Source organism: Shewanella sp. SNU WT4, assembly GCF_006494715.1.
In the GTDB taxonomy this organism is placed as follows: Bacteria; Pseudomonadota; Gammaproteobacteria; order Enterobacterales; family Shewanellaceae; genus Shewanella.
The window spans coordinates 3,820,144-3,835,739 of sequence record NZ_CP041151.1 but is presented as its reverse complement, the minus strand read 5'-3'; the positions used below and the strand labels follow the sequence as shown (position 1 = coordinate 3,835,739).

Sequence of the window (15,596 nt, the reverse complement as noted above, 5' to 3'; positions counted from 1 at the left end):
ACTTGGCGTGATAAATTAACTAGTTAAAACCTAAAGTTAGATAACTGCTTCATCAATAAGTTAGCTTCAACTTCTAGGGCTGATGACAAGCCCTCTGAGGTCTTAGTTTTATTAGCAATATCATTGGCCGACAGCGAAATGTTGTGGCAACTTAAGCCTATCTCCTTGGTCTGCAGTGCTTGTTGCTTGGCCGAGCCAGCAATTTGTAAATTCATGGCGTTAAGCTTTTCTATCATGCTGACAATATCACTAAGCATTTCACCATTGGTGACACAAGCCGTTTTACCCTTAGCCGCCATAGTGCTAACTGTACCCACTTGCTGTACTACATTTTGCGTTTCATTTTGTAGGCGCTCAATTTTCTTGCGGATTTCTTCGGTCGAGCTTTGAGTGCGGCTAGCTAAGGTACGCACTTCATCAGCAACCACAGCAAAGCCGCGTCCTTGCTCACCGGCTCTTGCGGCTTCAATGGCGGCGTTTAAGGCGAGTAAATTAGTTTGCTCAGCAATGCTTTGAATGACATCAAGCACTGAGGCGATAGATAAACTCTCTTGCTCGAGATTGTTAATCGATAGCGTCACCTGACTCATGCGACTCGTTAAGCTATCCATCTCATCGCCTAGGTCTTGCGCCACCACAGCCGTTTGCTTGCACTTGTTATTAGCAATATTTACGTCTGTCGCCGCTTGCTCGGCAGACATGGCCACGCTTTCTACCGATGTAGTCAGCTTATCTATGGAGTGAACAACAGTGCTCGCTATGGCTGATTGCTGCTCTGTGGTGGAACGCGCAGTTTTCATGTCTTGAACGATAAGCGAGCTGTGCTTAAAGATGTTTTTTGATGTGTTGTCTGATTGTCCAAGTAACGATTGAATTTCCGAGAAAAACTGATTCAAGCCATGACTTAATTTACCTAGCTCACCACCAGTATTGGTATCTAAGCGAGTGGAAAGATCTTTATTGGCGCTGATAAGACTAATTTTATCGATAGTTGCCACTATCGGCCCCGCAATGCTACGGCCAATGATGGTGCCGACGACTAAGGCGACTAGCAGTAATACCAAGCACACTAAGGCGAGTGTCTGGTAGGTAGAGGTTTTTAATTGTTGTAAGTCTTGAACGGCTTCAGCTTCATCGATTTCACTTAATATGGCCCACTCAAGGCCGAGCACATGCATAGTGCCAAACGCAGAAATAACATTGTTATTGCGAAAATCTTTGATGATTTCTACGCCATTTTCACCGTTAAGGGCGCGGCGCGCGCTTGGCGTATCTACCGCTTGAATACCGATAGCCGTATTTTTAGCTGACAGGTTAGCGATAGTATCTGCGGATGCATTACTTTGACGCATGGCCTGTAAATAACTGTCTTTATTTTCCAGTAAGAAGCGGTTTTGGCTGCGCAATAAACCATCAGCCCCGACTAAGTAGACCTGACCGCTGTCACCTAAGCCGGAATTTTTCCAGTGTTGGCGGAAGGTCATGATGCCATTGATGTAATCCACTGGCATTTGGAAGATAAGCACGCCAATGGCGCCGGAAGCATCGTGGATTTCGGTAGCGATAAATGAGGCAGCATTTTCATAGGAAGGGTAGTATTTAGCAAAATCTTCTAATACCACTTTGCCTGGCTCGGCTAAGGCTCGCTTAAAAACCTTGCCTAAACCGGAGTCGGCATAGGGGCCTGAGACTAAGTTAGTGGCAAAATCTAATTCTTTAAACACTGAGTAGACCACATTACCTTCACGATCGACTAAGAAGACGTCGTAGTAACCAAAGGCCTGTAAAAACTCATTGATATTGGGATGATATTTAGTGTGGAACTTAGTGTAGTCAGTATCGTCATTGGTCGCATTAAGCTTATTTTTTTCGCCTAAGGGGTTAGTGTTACTAGCGATATAAGCGGTTTGAACTAGCTTGGCATTGTCTGACAATTGCGTGAGCTTAGCGCTGGCATTGCTGTCATGATCCTGATTGAGCTTGCGATATTGCTGGCTAAAGTCGTTATTGTAATAAGCAGTTAGGCTTGAGACTTGATTATCGTAGTTGCCATAGGCCTGTTGACCAAAGTCGGCGAAACTTTGGGTAAAGCCCTTCATGGCTTCTTGGATCATGGGTGATGACGCCATAGTCGTCACTTGGCTCGCAATAGTTGCGAAGTAAGCTTCGATTTCTTCTTTTTTGATTTCACGGATGGAGAGCAGTTGCTCACTGGCGCGGTTGGTGATGGCATCTTCTGACTGAACATAAGTGCGCCAACTAATAATGCCGCCAGCAGCAAAAATACCTAAGCTACACATCAACATACAAGCCAAAATGATTCGATTTGCGATTGTCATAACTATCCCTGTAACACTATTGTTCCTAAGTTCAGTATAGTCATGAAAATTAAATATCAATTTAAGGTGTATGAAAAAGAGAGGATTATCCTTAGTTAGGATTTTCAACAATAGAGTTTTTATGCTCTAACAATTGTTCTATGGCAGTTTGGTTTTCAGTCGTTAATTCATTGAAATGATTTTCTAACTGAGCTTGAGCCTTCACGTATTCCGGGTGGGTCTTTTCTTGTTTCTGCCAAAAGCGGTGCCGTTCGAGTTTTTGGAGTTCACTGCGTTTAAGAATTTTGTAATAGGCAATTTCTTGTTTAAGCCTAAATACTTCATCATCGACTAATTGCAGTAATTTATCTTTCGATAAGGTTTGTTGATTAAGCAGCACCAGCAGAGGATCTTTAGGTTGCTTAAGTTTGTCGCTGTCTGTGACTTTGGTAAAACCGAGTTGGAATTCAATTTCGTGCTGACGGAAATCATTCGGGCAGGTGGTTTGCGAAAAGATGACTTTGCCTTCTTTAATGCATTTATAAATCGCTCCGTGACTAGATGAACTTATTAGTCCAATAGCAACAATAGTCAATAAGCTCAGTCTGGGAGCGATCATTTTGCTTAAAATCCTTTTTTAGCTACTGATATTACAGGCGTCAAACTAGAGCGCTTATCACAACATTTAACTGTCGATTAACATTATGCGTGATGATATTGAGTAATACCAGCTTTTTAACCTAGTAAGGGCTAAGCCTCATGGCTAAATATGTGTTTGAATACATAGCCAAAGGCTTGAGCTGGGCTTGAATTAGTTTCGATTTAGTCGCGAGTAAACTCGAGATTATCAATAAGCCGAGTCTTACCTAAGTAAGCGGCGGCTAAAATCACTAAGTGTTTATCAGTAGGCTCTGCTGGGCGTAAATTGCTAGCATTACACACGGCCAAATAATCGGGCTTAAAGCCCAATGCTTGCCATTGCTGCAAAGTGTTGGCAATGGCGTTATCTATATCCAGCCCTTGAATAACCGCCTGTTCTAGCTTATCTAGCCCTTGCTTTAATTGTGGAGCTAGTTGCATTTGCTCGGCGGTCAAATAGCCATTACGCGAGCTTAATGCTAAGCCAGACTCTGCTCTTTGAGTGTTAATGCCAACAATTTCAATGGGTAAGCATAGGTCGGCCACCATGGTCTTAATGACTTGTAATTGCTGATAGTCCTTATTGCCAAATAAGGCTATATCGGGCTGCACTAAGTTAAATAGCTTAGCAACCACAGTCGCAACGCCGCGAAAATGCCCTGGGCGACTGGCGCCGCACCAAGCTTCACTAATGCCTGGCACATCAACCACAGTTTGCGCTGCTAACCCCCTTGGGTACATGGTTGACACTTGTGGGGTAAATAGTAAATCGGCGCCAACAGCCGTTAAGGCTTGAGTATCTGCGCTTAAGGTTCGTGGGTAGGCATCTAAATCTTCGTTAACGCCAAATTGCATGGGATTAACAAAAATCGACACTACCACTTTATCGGCGCGGGCAAGCGCTGAGGTCACTAAATGTAAATGACCTTGATGTAAGTTGCCCATAGTCGGCACCATAGCTATGGTTAAACCTTGCTGGCGCCAAGTGCGGATTTGTTGACGTAACTGCTGGATATTGTCTAAGCAAATCATAGTACTGCCTTAATTAAAGGTATGCTCTTCACTAGGAAAGGTGCCAGCGGTTACTTCGTCAATATAGCTTCGAACCGCAGCGCGAATATCGCCACTTTGTTGTAAGTAGTTTTTAGAGAAACGCGGAATATAACCGCTAGAAATGCCTAACACATCATGCATCACTAGGATTTGGCCGTCAGTGTCTTTGCCTGCGCCTATGCCGATAACTGGAATGCTAAGGGCTTCAGTGATTTGCTTGGCAAGTTTGGCGGGAATACATTCGAGCACTAACAATTGCGCGCCAGCAGCTTGCAGCGCTTTGGCTTCACGCAATATGCGCTGACTATTATTCTCATCACGTCCTTGGACTTTAAAGCCGCCAAACACATGCACAGATTGCGGCGTTAAGCCAAGATGTCCACACACAGGAATGCCGCGCTCAGTGAGGCTGGTTACCGATGGCAATAACCATTCGCCGCCTTCAACCTTAACCATGTTGGCACCCGCTTGCATCAGCAAGGCAGCATTGTGCATGGTTTGCTCGGTTGTGGCATAACTCATGAAAGGCATGTCGGCTATTAGCAATGCACGCTTGGCACCGCGGGCGGCGCAGCGGGTGTGATAGGCAATATCAGCCACTGTCACAGGTAAAGTGTCGCTGTGTCCTTGCAGCACCATACCTAATGAATCACCGACCAATAATACATCGACGCCTTCGGCATCAAAGGCGGCGGCAAAGCTCGCATCATAGGCGGTCAGGGCCGTAAATTTGCGGCCTTCTTGCTTAAATTTTTGCAGACTGGAGGTGGTGACTTTTGACATTGTTGTCGATTTCCCTATGTTGGCACACTCAGTTTGGTTGTTATAAGCGATTGCCAACGCTAGGGCAATCTTAGTCAGTCGAGTTTTTCGAGTTCTGATTGATATTGAGGGGTGAGCAATGAGGCTAAGCTCACGCCGTTTGGCAAGATGAGTTCAGGGGCTAATTCAAATAATGGGACTAGCACAAAGCTGCGCTGATGCATGCCGTAATGGGGTATGGTAAGACGCTCACTGGCCATAGTGAGTTGACCATAGAGCAAGATATCTAAATCTAAGGTGCGCGGCCCCCAACGCTCTAAGCGTTGACGACCTTGCTGTAATTCAATGTGTTGCAGCGCATCAAGCAAGGCCAGTGGCGCAAGACTCGTATCAAAGCTTGCGACTGTATTGATATAGTCAGGCTGCACTACATCGCCCATCGGCTTAGAGCGATACAGACTTGCCACCGTAAAACTGTCCGGCGCGGCTATTTGCTGTAAAGCTAAGCACGCGTCGGCTAATTGTTGCTGTGGCTCATCAAGATTAGCGCCTAGGGCGATATAGACTCGATTCACTCGCTATCGGCCTTAGGTTTTCTTGGCTTTTTGCGACGCTTAGTATTGCGACTACGAGTATTGCCACCTTCGCGATTACCGCCTTTAGCCAGTTGTAATCTTTGCTCTTCATCGCTATCGACAAATTCTTGCCACCAAGTGGCTGTCTTAGCCACTTGACCGCCTTCGGCGGCGCCGCGCAGTAACAATAAGTCATAAGCTGCGCGGAACTTTGGATTTTCCATCAGCTTAAAGGCGCGAGTATTCAGGCTGCGCTCAAAGCGTAACTGCATTTGCCAAATGTCTCTGGCTGGCGCAGTAAAGCGACGCGGAATGCTAATAGTGCGGCACTGATCTTCAATAATGTCGCCCATGGCGGCAAAGTAAGCATCGTACTTAGGCAAGCCACTTTCTAAGGCAATATCATCACCGCGCTGGGCTAATGGATACCAAAGCAAGGCTGCATAGAAGAAGGCTGGAGTCACACTCTTTTCTTCTTGTATGCGAGTATCGGTATTAGCCATCACTAACTCAACCATCTTGCAGGCTGGGCCTTTCGGATATTCTTTCAGCAGCTTATCTAAGGCTGGGAATAACGGCGTGAATAAGCCGTATTCTTGCATCATTAAATAAGTGGCTTTCGCTTGGCCAGAGAAGAAGAGTTTTAATACTTCTTCATACATGCGCGCGGCAGGAATATCGCCGAGTAAATGCGCTAATTCAGGAATTGGGTCGGCCGCAGGCTTGTCGATAGTCATAGACAATTTAGTGGCAAAACGCACGGCTCTTAGCATACGCACTGGATCTTCACGGTAGCGCTTTTGCGGATCGCCAATCAGTTTCAGCTGACCGCGTTCAAGATCGTCAATACCGCCACCATAGCTATGGATAGAGTAATCGGCGATATTGTAATACAGGGCATTCACAGTAAAGTCGCGGCGCTCAGCATCTTCATCGATATTGCCATAGACGTTATCTCTTAGCAGTCGGCCAGTAGCATTGGCTTTCGAGGTTTTGTCATCGCCATCTTCATGGTGACCACGAAAGGTCGCCACTTCAATCACATCACGACCGAAGACTATGTGCGCCAGACGAAAACGGCGGCCAACTAAACGACAATTACGAAAGAGTTTTTTGATTTCCTCAGGCGTCGCATTGGTCACAACGTCAAAATCTTTAGGGGCTAATCCCAGCAGAATGTCACGCACGCCGCCGCCAACTAGATAGGCCTGATAGCCAGATCTATTTAAGCGATACAACACCTTAAGAGCATTCTCACTGATTTGTTTGCGAGAAATAGTATGGCCATCGCGAGACACGATTTGCTTGCTTAGGCCTGCAGGCGCTGATGCCAACACTGAAGTCGGCTGGGCTGGTTCTGTCATTGTCACCTTGGAAGGCGCAAATAGCTGTTTACAGAATTGACTAATACGGCGAAAAATGGGACACCTCGTCACTGTCTGGGTAAAGGGTAAGATCAGGCGCTATGATATAACATCTGACAAGATTTGAGTATATTCACGCACTCTGACTAACACAGGAGAATTTCCTTTTGCTTAGGAATCGCCTCAAGATCAAATTGAGCCACAGCTTCTGCTAGCATATCGCCTATATTACCAGTCATTGTCACTGGAGTTTGACCTAAAAACGCTAATGCTGCACTGAATGCGGCATGGGGATGCTGTTTATCCACTGGCGTAGCATGATTTTGCTTGGAAAGCTTACTGCCAGGCTGCTGGCAAGCTAAGGGCAAATGTAGCCAGTCAGGCACTTTGGCATCTAATGCTTGGTATAAACTGATTTGCCGCACTGTGGCTTCAAGTAAATCAGCGCCGCGCACTACTTCTGTAATTCCTGCAGTAATATCATCCATCACTACGGCTAACTGATAGGCGTACAAGCCGTCACTGCGACGAATAATAAAATCTTCTTGAGCAAAAGCATGGTCGGTAGCCACATGGCCTTGTAGTTGGTCATTAAACTGCTGACAACCTTGGTCATTGTGCCATCGAATAGCGCCATGCTGCTTATGTTGACTCTGGCAGCGGCCATCATAGATGCCGCCCATGGTGCGAATTTGCTGGCGACTGCATTGGCAGTAATAGGCATGGCCTTGTGCTAACCAAGTATCGATTTGGGCTTGATAGTTAGCTAAACATTGGCTTTGGTAAACCACTGCGCCATCCCAATGTAAGCCAAAGGCTTCTAAGGTTCGCAGTATGTCATCAGCGGCGCCTGGTACTTCACGCGGGGGGTCAATATCTTCAATGCGCACTAACCATTGGCCACCTAAATGACGGGCACGCAAATAACTGCCTAGGGCAGCGACTAAAGAACCAAAATGTAAGGCACCAGAAGGAGAGGGCGCGAAACGGCCACGATAATGAATATTTTTCACAGTTCAATATTTTACGGGAGCTTAAGCTCCCGTAAATGAGGACAGAATTAACCGGCCATTTGCTTTTCTTTGATTTCAGCCAGCGTCTTACAGTCGATACATTGATCGGCAGTTGGACGAGCTTCTAGACGACGAATTCCGATTTCGATACCGCAGGTATCACAGAAACCAAAATCATCTTCTTCAATTTTCTGAAGTGTCTTTTCAATCTTTTTGATCAGCTTACGCTCACGATCGCGGGCACGTAACTCTAAGCTAAACTCTTCTTCTTGAGCTGCTCGGTCAACGGGATCGGGGAAGTTTGCGGCTTCATCCTGCATATGGTTCAGAGTACGGTCCACTTCTTCGCGCAGCTGATTACGCCAAGCTTCGAGGATCTTCCTGAAATGGCCCAGTTGAGCAGAGTTCATGTACTCTTCACCAGGTTTTTCCTGGTAGGGTTCTACACCTGCGATAGCGAGAACGCCGAGTTTTTTAGTGCCTTCAGGCATAACGCATCTCCTGTAATCTTTTGCGTCGTGGGGCGTCGGTATTTTAACGGCCGCTATCTATATCAGAATCTTTACACGGAGGCAATTTTTTTACATTCCCTTGTATCAATTATTTGACTATGTCCTTTAATTCAAGGAATTTCAAATTTTATCACTAAAAAGGTGACTGATTAATTTTCAAATCGACACTTATGGCTAAGAGTGATTTCCGTGGCGGAAATATTGACACCATAAGCAATGACCTCAACCCCCATGGCAATGGCTTGGCGCAGCAGTTGACAGTAAAGCGGGTCAATATGTTCTGCGGCGCGCATTTGGCTAATACCTGTGTGCTGAATAACAAACAGTAACACGGCTCTATGACCTATTTGTGTCATGGCCATTAATTCGCGCAGATGCTTTTGGCCGCGCGTGGTGACAGCATCGGGAAAGTATCCCCATTCTTGTTCTAATAAAGTGCAGCTTTTAACTTCAATGTAGCAATCGGCTTTATCTGGGCCAGTGAGCAGTAAATCAATGCGGCTATTTTCATCCCCATATTTCACTTCGCGCTGGCAGCGGCTGTAGCCACTTAGTTCACTAATCACGCCTTGCTGTATCGCTTCTTCTGCTAACGCATTGGCGCGGGTAGTATTTAAGCCAATTAAGTGGCCTTGAGGCGTGGTCATGACTTCAAAGGTGCCAGGGTATTTACGCTTGGGATTATCTGATAACGAATACCACAGCACTTCATTTTCAAATAGGCAGTTTTTCATTGAGCCAGTATTGGGGCAATGAATTGTGATTTCACTGCCGTCATCGAGTTTGACGTCAGTTAAAAAGCGTTTGTAGCGTTTAATCAGGCGGCCTGATTGCAATGGCGGAGAAAAATGCATAGGGGATAATTATCAATAAAAGATGTCAGCTAGGGTAGGTGGCATTAGCGCCGCGAGCAAGTTAGAGTACCAGACAATCACAAGCAACAACGAAGGATATGTTATGCAAGTAGTTACCATGCAGGTCAGTTTAAGTCGCGATCCCGTGCCGTCTTCTTGGGGGAAGGCCGATGTAACCTTTGGCGCCGATGCTAAAACGCCCACAGCCACCATACATCTAGCGAGCGGTGATGAACTGCGCCAAATTCAAAAAGCGGCGCGAAAACTGCGCACTTTAGGGATAAATCAAGTGGCCTTAGCGGGCGCTTGGTCACTCGAGCAGCAATGGCGTTTTGGCCAAGGCTATTATTGCGCTAAAAATGATTATGAACTGACATGGACGGGTTCAGAAAGCGACATTAGTGAACTTAAACTGCGCGCGGCTTGCACTGGTTTTGCGCGGCAGCTGGTTAATGAAACCCCTGAGAATCTCTCGCCGTTAGTATTAGCGCAAAGCGCGGCTAACTGGCTTACTGAGTTAGCTCCCAAGCAAGTGACTTATCGCATTATTGAAGGCGAGGCTTTATTAGAGCATGGCTGGATTGGGATTCACGCCGTTGGCCGTGGCAGCGTTAGAGCGCCCGCTTTGCTTGAGCTAGATTATAATCCGCTGGCTGAAGATGCCCCAGTTGCTGTGGCGCTTGTGGGTAAAGGCATTACCTTTGATTCTGGCGGTTACAGCATTAAGCCATCAGAAGGCATGCTGACCATGAAGTGCGACATGGGCGGCGCGGCGACTGTGACTGCGGCCTTAGGCCTTGCCATTAGCCGCGGTTTGAAGCAAAGAGTTAAGTTGTACTTATGCTGCGCCGAGAACTTAATCAGCGGCGGCGCCTATAAGCTTGGCGATATTCTTACCTATAAAAATGGCGTGAGTGTAGAAGTGGTTAATACTGACGCTGAAGGCCGTTTAGTGCTGGCCGATGGTTTACAAGCGGCCTGTGAATCTGGCGCTAAATTAGTGATAGATGCCGCTACGTTAACCGGCGCAGCCGTGATGGCACTTGGTCGCAGCTATAACGCTATCTTTTCACCGCACACTGAATTACTTAGTCTGACACAACAAAAAGCCGCGCAAGTGGATGAGCAAGTGTGGCCCTTGCCATTAGCCCCTTGGCATAAGGACATGTGTCCATCAGCCTACGCTGATACCGCTAATAGCCGGCCAATAAAAGGTGGCGGTGCGGGCGGCGCTTCTAATGCCGCGGGTTTCTTGTGGCGTTTTGTCTCTCCAGATTGCCAGTGGTTACATATGGATTTGGCTGCGGCCTTTGAAGATTCAGCGACGACACTTAATTCTGCGGGCGCTACCGCTCATGGCGTGTTGACAGTGGCTGAGCTACTTAAGCAATAGGCGCAGTTATACACCCAAGGCGAAGCATTCGCCTTGGGTAATATTGAGCGAGACAATGTGGCTTGCAAGCCACATTTGCAGCTTAAACATGCCATAGCTACATGATTATTTTCCCTATTTAATCCAAGGTTAAAAGTGCAAATACATTTTTAAAGACTATGCTTATCCAAAAGGACTTTTATAGATATTGTTCATGGAAAGTATGCAAGGACAACTATTACAGCAGGTGCTGAAAGACATTTTTAGTCACAGCCCCAGCGCGACACTCCAGCAAAATGTCGACAAGGCATTGCAAGCCATTACCGAGCAATTAGATTGCGATGGGGTGTTTGTGCTTGGTTTGCCTAATCAAAATGGCCTGCATAGATTACGCCCTCATCATTTATACACTAAGCACTCAGAAGGTATGCTGGGCCGTGATTGGCCATTGGCTCGATTAAATTATTTTAGAGAACTTATTCGCGCTGGCGAACAAGTATTAATCCCTGATGTTAATTTCTTGCCGGCACTGGCCCGCCAAGAAAAGATGCTGCTTAAAAAGTGGCAAGTACAATCCTTATTAGTCTTATCTCCCATCAGTTTTGGTAGCACTAAGCTGGCATTGGGCGCTGTGAGTCGCAAGGCGCGGCCATGGTCTGACAGTTTCATTCAAGAACTTAATCATACCCAAACCTTGATATCGTCTGCCTTAGAGTTGACACGCATTGCCAATGCCTTGCTAGCCAGCGAACATAAATACCAGATGCTATTTAATCAGCTACCGCTGGCGTGCGCTGTGGTTGATAACCAAAATCGCTTGTCTTTACTCAATCAAGTGGCGCGCCACAGCCTAGGCGTCTTTGAGGGGCAAGACTTAACCAGCTTGCTGCATGATGATGATAAAGCGGTATTAACTGAAGCCATTAACATGGTGCGCGATGGTATCTTGCATCAGTCTTGGTGTGAGGTGGCGTTCAAAATCAATAAGACCAATCACACCTCACTGCGCCAAAGTTGGCAACGCTTGAATTTCAGCCGCATGCAAAGCTGGCCAGATTCTATCGTGCTGTTAGCCGAAGATATTAGTGAGCAACATAGATTGGCGGCTGAATTATCGTTTCAGGCCAATTATGATGCCTTAACTGGTTTACCTAATCGCTGTTACTTTGAAACTTCCTTAGGGCAAGTGATGCGTGAAGAGGGATCGGCTCCCGCTTGCGTGGCTTTTTTGGATTTAGATCAGTTCCAAGTTGTGAATAATATCAGTGGCCATATGGCAGGGGATAAGCTCTTGTGTCAGGTAGCTATGCGTCTTAAGCAGTTGATTCGCCGCGGCGACATACTTGCCCGTATTGGTGGTGATGAGTTTGCTATTTTAATGCACCAAGCCAATAGCGAGTCAGCAAGTTTAATTGCGTCACGCATTTGTCAGCAGGTTTCAAGTCATGAGTTTAGCTGGCAAGGGCGGCAGCATAGCGTCAGCATTAGTATGGGGTTGGCGAAAATTGATCGCACTGATCCCGATATTTACCAAGTGATGAGTCATGCAGATGCCGCTTGTAGCCTAGCTAAAGAATTAGGCCGTAATGGTTGGCATTTTTATGATAATCATGACCCCAGAATGAACAAGCTTCACAATGAAATGCTGGCGAGTACCGATATTCTATCAGCATTAAATCGGGATAATTTCGAGTTGTTTTTTCAGCCAATTATCCCGTTGCAAGGCTTAGAAGCCGGCCTGCATTTAGAAATATTACTGCGTTTATCGGCGGCCGATGGCAAGATGCTATCCCCTGATACGTTTTTACCTGCAGCCGAGCGCTATAACTTAGCGGCCAAGGTTGATACTTGGGTGGTTGATCACTTGTTGCAATGGGCTGAAAACAATAGCCAGATTTGGGATGGGTTAAATATGGTGTCGGTGAACTTATCCGCCACCTCCTTAGGGGATAGAGGCTTTTTACAATGGCTGGAGTTAAAGCTGCAATCTTGCCCACAGTACGCCTCTAAGCTCTGTTTTGAAATCACAGAAACTGCGGCCGTGAGCCAGTTAGAGCTTGCCAGCGACTTTATTATTATGGTGCGCCAGTATGGCTGTAAGTTAGCCCTCGATGATTTTGGCGCTGGCTTTTCAAGCTTTGCTTATCTTAAACGCTGGGATTTAGATGTAGTCAAAATCGATGGGCAGTTTGTAAAACATCTTTGCAGCAGTAAAGATGATCAAGCGATTGTGCGCGCCATACGTCAACTTGGCCAAGACATGCATTTTTTAACCATAGGTGAATTTGTGGAAGATCAAAATATCAGTAACCTGTTGACTGAAATTGGCGTGGATTATGGCCAAGGTTATCATTTTGCTAAACCTATGCCGCTAAGCTCACTCATCAACCCTAAGCAAGCCTATGGCTAATCGCCAATAGCGCGTAGCATTCGCCGCGTAGCATCTGCGCCTGAGAATGAGTACACTGAGGCCAATCTCAGTTAAAAAAGTCGCGATTTTGTCACATCTTCCTATTCATGATCTTTTGCCTGCCCTGCGCAAGGCGCTTAACGAATCCACTCAAGTTATTCTAGAAGCCTCGACTGGCGCGGGTAAGTCCACGGCTTTGCCTTTGGCTATGTTGGATTGGCCTGAAATTACTGGCCGGATCATAATGTTGGAACCAAGGCGAGTAGCGGCGCGATCGATAGCCCATTTTATTGCCAAGCAACGTAAGCAAAGCGTTGGCGATGAGGTCGGTTTTAGGGTGCGTGGTGAAACTAAAGTGGGTCGCAACACTCGCCTCGAAATTGTGACTGAAGGCGTGCTAACCCGCATGATCCAAGCCGATCCCGAGTTAACTGGGGTTGATGTGGTGATTTTCGATGAAATCCATGAACGTCATCTTACGACCGATCTCTCCCTCGCATTAGCCTTAGAAGTGCAGGCCAGTGTGCGCGAAGATCTACGAATTTTGGCGATGTCAGCCACCTTAACAGGTTTACCTTTAAATGAGCTGATGCCAGATGCGCCCCATATACAATCCCAAGGGCGCAGTTATCCCGTTTCTATTAGTTATCAAGCGCCTAAAACCGCTGCCGATTGGCTGACCCATATGGGGAGCACTATCACTGAGCTACTTAGCGCGCCGCCTCTGGCAGGTAATTTGTTGGCATTTTTGCCGGGTAAAGGTGAAATCAATAAGTTACAGCAGTACCTTAACGATCGCTTAGATAGCCGCCAATTTTTAGTTACGCCTTTATATGGCGCCATGTCTCCGGCTGCCCAAGATTTAGCGCTGGCTGAAGATAGCCAAGGGCGGGTAAAAGTGGTGCTAGCGACTAATGTCGCCGAATCGAGTTTGACTATCCCAGGCGTCACTATGGTGGTTGATAGCGGCTGGCATAGGCAAGCCAGCTATCAGCCGCGATCTGGGGTTAATTTATTGCGACTTAACCGCATTAGTCAGACGTCTGCCGTGCAGCGCAGTGGCCGCGCCGGTCGAACCGCCGCGGGTTGGTGCGTGCGTTTATGGCCCGCTGAAACTTTTGATCGTCAAGCGCTTGCTGAAGATCCCAGTATTTTGCATGCCGATCTCACCGCTATGGCGCTGGACGCCAGCCTCTGGGGCGTGCGTCAATTAACTGATTTGCCTTTATTAACGCCGCCGCCAAGCGTGCATGAAGCGCAGGCGTGGCAGTTACTGCAAGACTTAACCTTAGTGGATAGCCAGCGCAAACTCACTCCCTTAGGGCGACAAGCCCACAGTTTAGGCTGCGATCCAAGGCTTGCGCACATGCTGCTGGCATCAGTAACGCTTGCGCAATCGCAGCCGCATTTGCTGGCCTTAGCTTGCTTGCTGGCAAGCATTATTGAGGCGCGCGGCTTACCTAATAAAGGCGCAGATATTTTTGATTATTTAGGCGTAGCGCAATCAGGGCCATTATTGCAGCAAGCGGGTAAGTGGCTCACTAAGCTTGGCGTTGGTGGTGATTTTGCCAAGGCGGCCTTGGCCGCGCATCCTTCTGATATCGGTTTATTACTGGCTTTAGCCTTTCCCGATCGCATTGCTAAACGCCGCTCTAGTGATGGTTTTTTACTGGCCAATGGCACTGGGGTAACAGTGGACTGCGCCGCGCTGTCGCAGCAAGCTTGGTTAGTGGTGGCTGATTTTCAGTTGCATCAAGGGCAAGCGGCGGGGCGGGTATATTTAGCGAGCCCTTTAGATCCCGCCCATTTTAACGATGCGCTCGCGCATTTAGTGACGCGCCATTCATTGCTAGGTTTTGATGATAATACCCAAAGGGTTAGCGGTAAAAACGAGTGGCGCATCGGCCAAGTGTTATGGCGCGAGCAAGCCTTAACCACCTTTGATCCCGCTATGGTGCAGCAAGCCTTGTTGCAGCAAATTGCCCGTAAGGGGGTGAATCTTTTAACCATCACCGATGATGTGAAGCAGTTACAACTGCGCCTTGCGATTGCGCGCCACAAGGATACTAATCATTCTTGGCCAGATTTTAGTGATAGCGCCTTAATGGCAAGTCTTGATACTTGGCTTGCTCCTTATCTGATTAATATCAATAGTGTGGCGCAGCTCGCTAAGCTTGATGTGTTAGCTATGTTGCATGGCGCTCTGCCTTGGCCGCTGCTTACTAACCTAGATAACTATTTACCTGTGTCATGGAAGATGGCGACCGGCAGCCGCGCGCCCATACGTTATGATGATGCGGGCCGCGCCTTATTAAGCGTGCGTCTACAAGAAGCCTTAGGGTTAGCCGCTAGCCCAAAAGTGGCTAATGGTGAGCTTACTGTGACTATGGAATTACTCTCTCCAGCAAGACGGCCTTTAGCCTTAACTCAAGATCTTGCTAGTTTTTGGGCAGGGCCTTATGTGGAAGTGAAAAAAGAAATGAAGGGGCGCTACCCCAAGCATTTATGGCCAGATAACCCCCAAGACAGTGAGCCCACTAAACACACCAAAAAGCGCACCCAAGAGCTAGCGGCCAAAAAGAGTTAATGACAATTTAGCTACAGCCTTGTGACTGGCGGCGCCTATTTCAAGGCCAAGAGAGCTTAACTATCAAGTTACTGGATGTTCTGGGATAATCGCCTCTAACGCCATGGTTCAGTGGCCTTGCGATTTAAGCCATTGCC

At 47.2% G+C, this 15,596-nt stretch carries 12 protein-coding genes; 3 read left to right on the top strand and 9 right to left on the bottom strand.

Features of this window, described 5'->3' with window-relative positions; all coding sequences use genetic code 11:
* Positions 1 to 23 precede the first annotated feature (23 nt).
* From FJQ87_RS17260 to sfsA, 9 genes are all read right to left on the bottom strand, one after another.
* Positions 24 to 2,339 (bottom strand): methyl-accepting chemotaxis protein, encoded by a 2,316-nt coding sequence (locus FJQ87_RS17260; protein ID WP_140933682.1) that lies wholly within the window; start codon positions 2,337 to 2,339, stop codon positions 24 to 26.
* 91 nt (positions 2,340 to 2,430) lie between these two features.
* Entirely contained in the window at positions 2,431 to 2,937 is a 507-nt protein-coding gene (locus FJQ87_RS17255) for a DUF4124 domain-containing protein (RefSeq protein WP_140933681.1), read from the bottom strand.
* Between the two features lie 203 nt (positions 2,938 to 3,140).
* A complete protein-coding gene (gene panC, locus FJQ87_RS17250; protein ID WP_140933679.1) occupies positions 3,141 to 3,989 on the bottom strand; it encodes a pantoate--beta-alanine ligase in 849 nt (282 codons plus the stop codon).
* 9 nt (positions 3,990 to 3,998) lie between these two features.
* The gene (gene panB / locus FJQ87_RS17245) at positions 3,999 to 4,793 is read right to left on the bottom strand and encodes a 3-methyl-2-oxobutanoate hydroxymethyltransferase (RefSeq protein ID WP_140933678.1); all 795 of its coding nucleotides are present in this window, start codon (positions 4,791 to 4,793) and stop codon (positions 3,999 to 4,001) included.
* 74 nt (positions 4,794 to 4,867) lie between these two features.
* Positions 4,868 to 5,347 (bottom strand): 2-amino-4-hydroxy-6-hydroxymethyldihydropteridine diphosphokinase, encoded by a 480-nt coding sequence (folK, locus tag FJQ87_RS17240; protein ID WP_140933677.1) that lies wholly within the window; start codon positions 5,345 to 5,347, stop codon positions 4,868 to 4,870.
* The gene (pcnB, locus tag FJQ87_RS17235) at positions 5,344 to 6,645 is read right to left on the bottom strand and encodes a polynucleotide adenylyltransferase PcnB (RefSeq protein WP_140934189.1); all 1,302 of its coding nucleotides are present in this window, start codon (positions 6,643 to 6,645) and stop codon (positions 5,344 to 5,346) included. The genes folK and pcnB overlap by 4 nt, the downstream gene beginning before the upstream one ends.
* A 212-nt stretch (positions 6,646 to 6,857) precedes the next feature.
* Entirely contained in the window at positions 6,858 to 7,724 is an 867-nt protein-coding gene (gene gluQRS, locus FJQ87_RS17230; RefSeq protein WP_140933676.1) for a tRNA glutamyl-Q(34) synthetase GluQRS, read from the bottom strand.
* 47 nt (positions 7,725 to 7,771) lie between these two features.
* Entirely contained in the window at positions 7,772 to 8,215 is a 444-nt protein-coding gene (gene dksA, locus FJQ87_RS17225; protein WP_140933675.1) for an RNA polymerase-binding protein DksA, read from the bottom strand.
* 170 nt (positions 8,216 to 8,385) lie between these two features.
* Positions 8,386 to 9,090, bottom strand: coding sequence for a DNA/RNA nuclease SfsA (gene sfsA / locus FJQ87_RS17220; protein ID WP_140933674.1), 705 nt, complete (start codon positions 9,088 to 9,090; stop codon positions 8,386 to 8,388).
* A gap of 103 nt (positions 9,091 to 9,193) precedes the next feature.
* Here sfsA and pepB point away from each other — a divergent pair, with 103 nt between their 5' ends.
* The 3 genes from pepB to hrpB all read left to right on the top strand — a co-directional run bounded on the left by pepB (position 9,194) and on the right by hrpB (position 15,459).
* Positions 9,194 to 10,483, top strand: coding sequence for an aminopeptidase PepB (pepB, locus tag FJQ87_RS17215; protein ID WP_140933672.1), 1,290 nt, complete (start codon positions 9,194 to 9,196; stop codon positions 10,481 to 10,483).
* A gap of 193 nt (positions 10,484 to 10,676) precedes the next feature.
* Positions 10,677 to 12,872, top strand: coding sequence for an EAL domain-containing protein (locus FJQ87_RS17210; protein WP_140933670.1), 2,196 nt, complete (start codon positions 10,677 to 10,679; stop codon positions 12,870 to 12,872).
* A gap of 88 nt (positions 12,873 to 12,960) precedes the next feature.
* Positions 12,961 to 15,459: an ATP-dependent helicase HrpB gene (gene hrpB, locus FJQ87_RS17205; protein WP_240778772.1), complete on the top strand. Its 2,499-nt coding sequence runs from the start codon at positions 12,961 to 12,963 to the stop codon at positions 15,457 to 15,459.
* The last annotated feature ends 137 nt before the right edge of the window (positions 15,460 to 15,596 follow it).

Bases quoted from the DNA above. Each gene is read 5' to 3' on its own strand.
- FJQ87_RS17255 (WP_140933681.1), bottom strand. From the start codon at position 2,937: ATGATCGCTCCCAGACTGAGCTTATTGACTATTGTTGCTATTGGACTA.
- sfsA (WP_140933674.1), bottom strand. From the start codon at position 9,090: ATGCATTTTTCTCCGCCATTGCAATCAGGCCGCCTGATTAAACGCTAC.
- dksA (WP_140933675.1), bottom strand. From the start codon at position 8,215: ATGCCTGAAGGCACTAAAAAACTCGGCGTTCTCGCTATCGCAGGTGTA.
- pepB (WP_140933672.1), top strand. From the start codon at position 9,194: ATGCAAGTAGTTACCATGCAGGTCAGTTTAAGTCGCGATCCCGTGCCG.
- FJQ87_RS17210 (WP_140933670.1), top strand. From the start codon at position 10,677: ATGGAAAGTATGCAAGGACAACTATTACAGCAGGTGCTGAAAGACATT.
- panB (WP_140933678.1), bottom strand. From the start codon at position 4,793: ATGTCAAAAGTCACCACCTCCAGTCTGCAAAAATTTAAGCAAGAAGGC.
- panC (WP_140933679.1), bottom strand. From the start codon at position 3,989: ATGATTTGCTTAGACAATATCCAGCAGTTACGTCAACAAATCCGCACT.
- FJQ87_RS17260 (WP_140933682.1), bottom strand. From the start codon at position 2,339: ATGACAATCGCAAATCGAATCATTTTGGCTTGTATGTTGATGTGTAGC.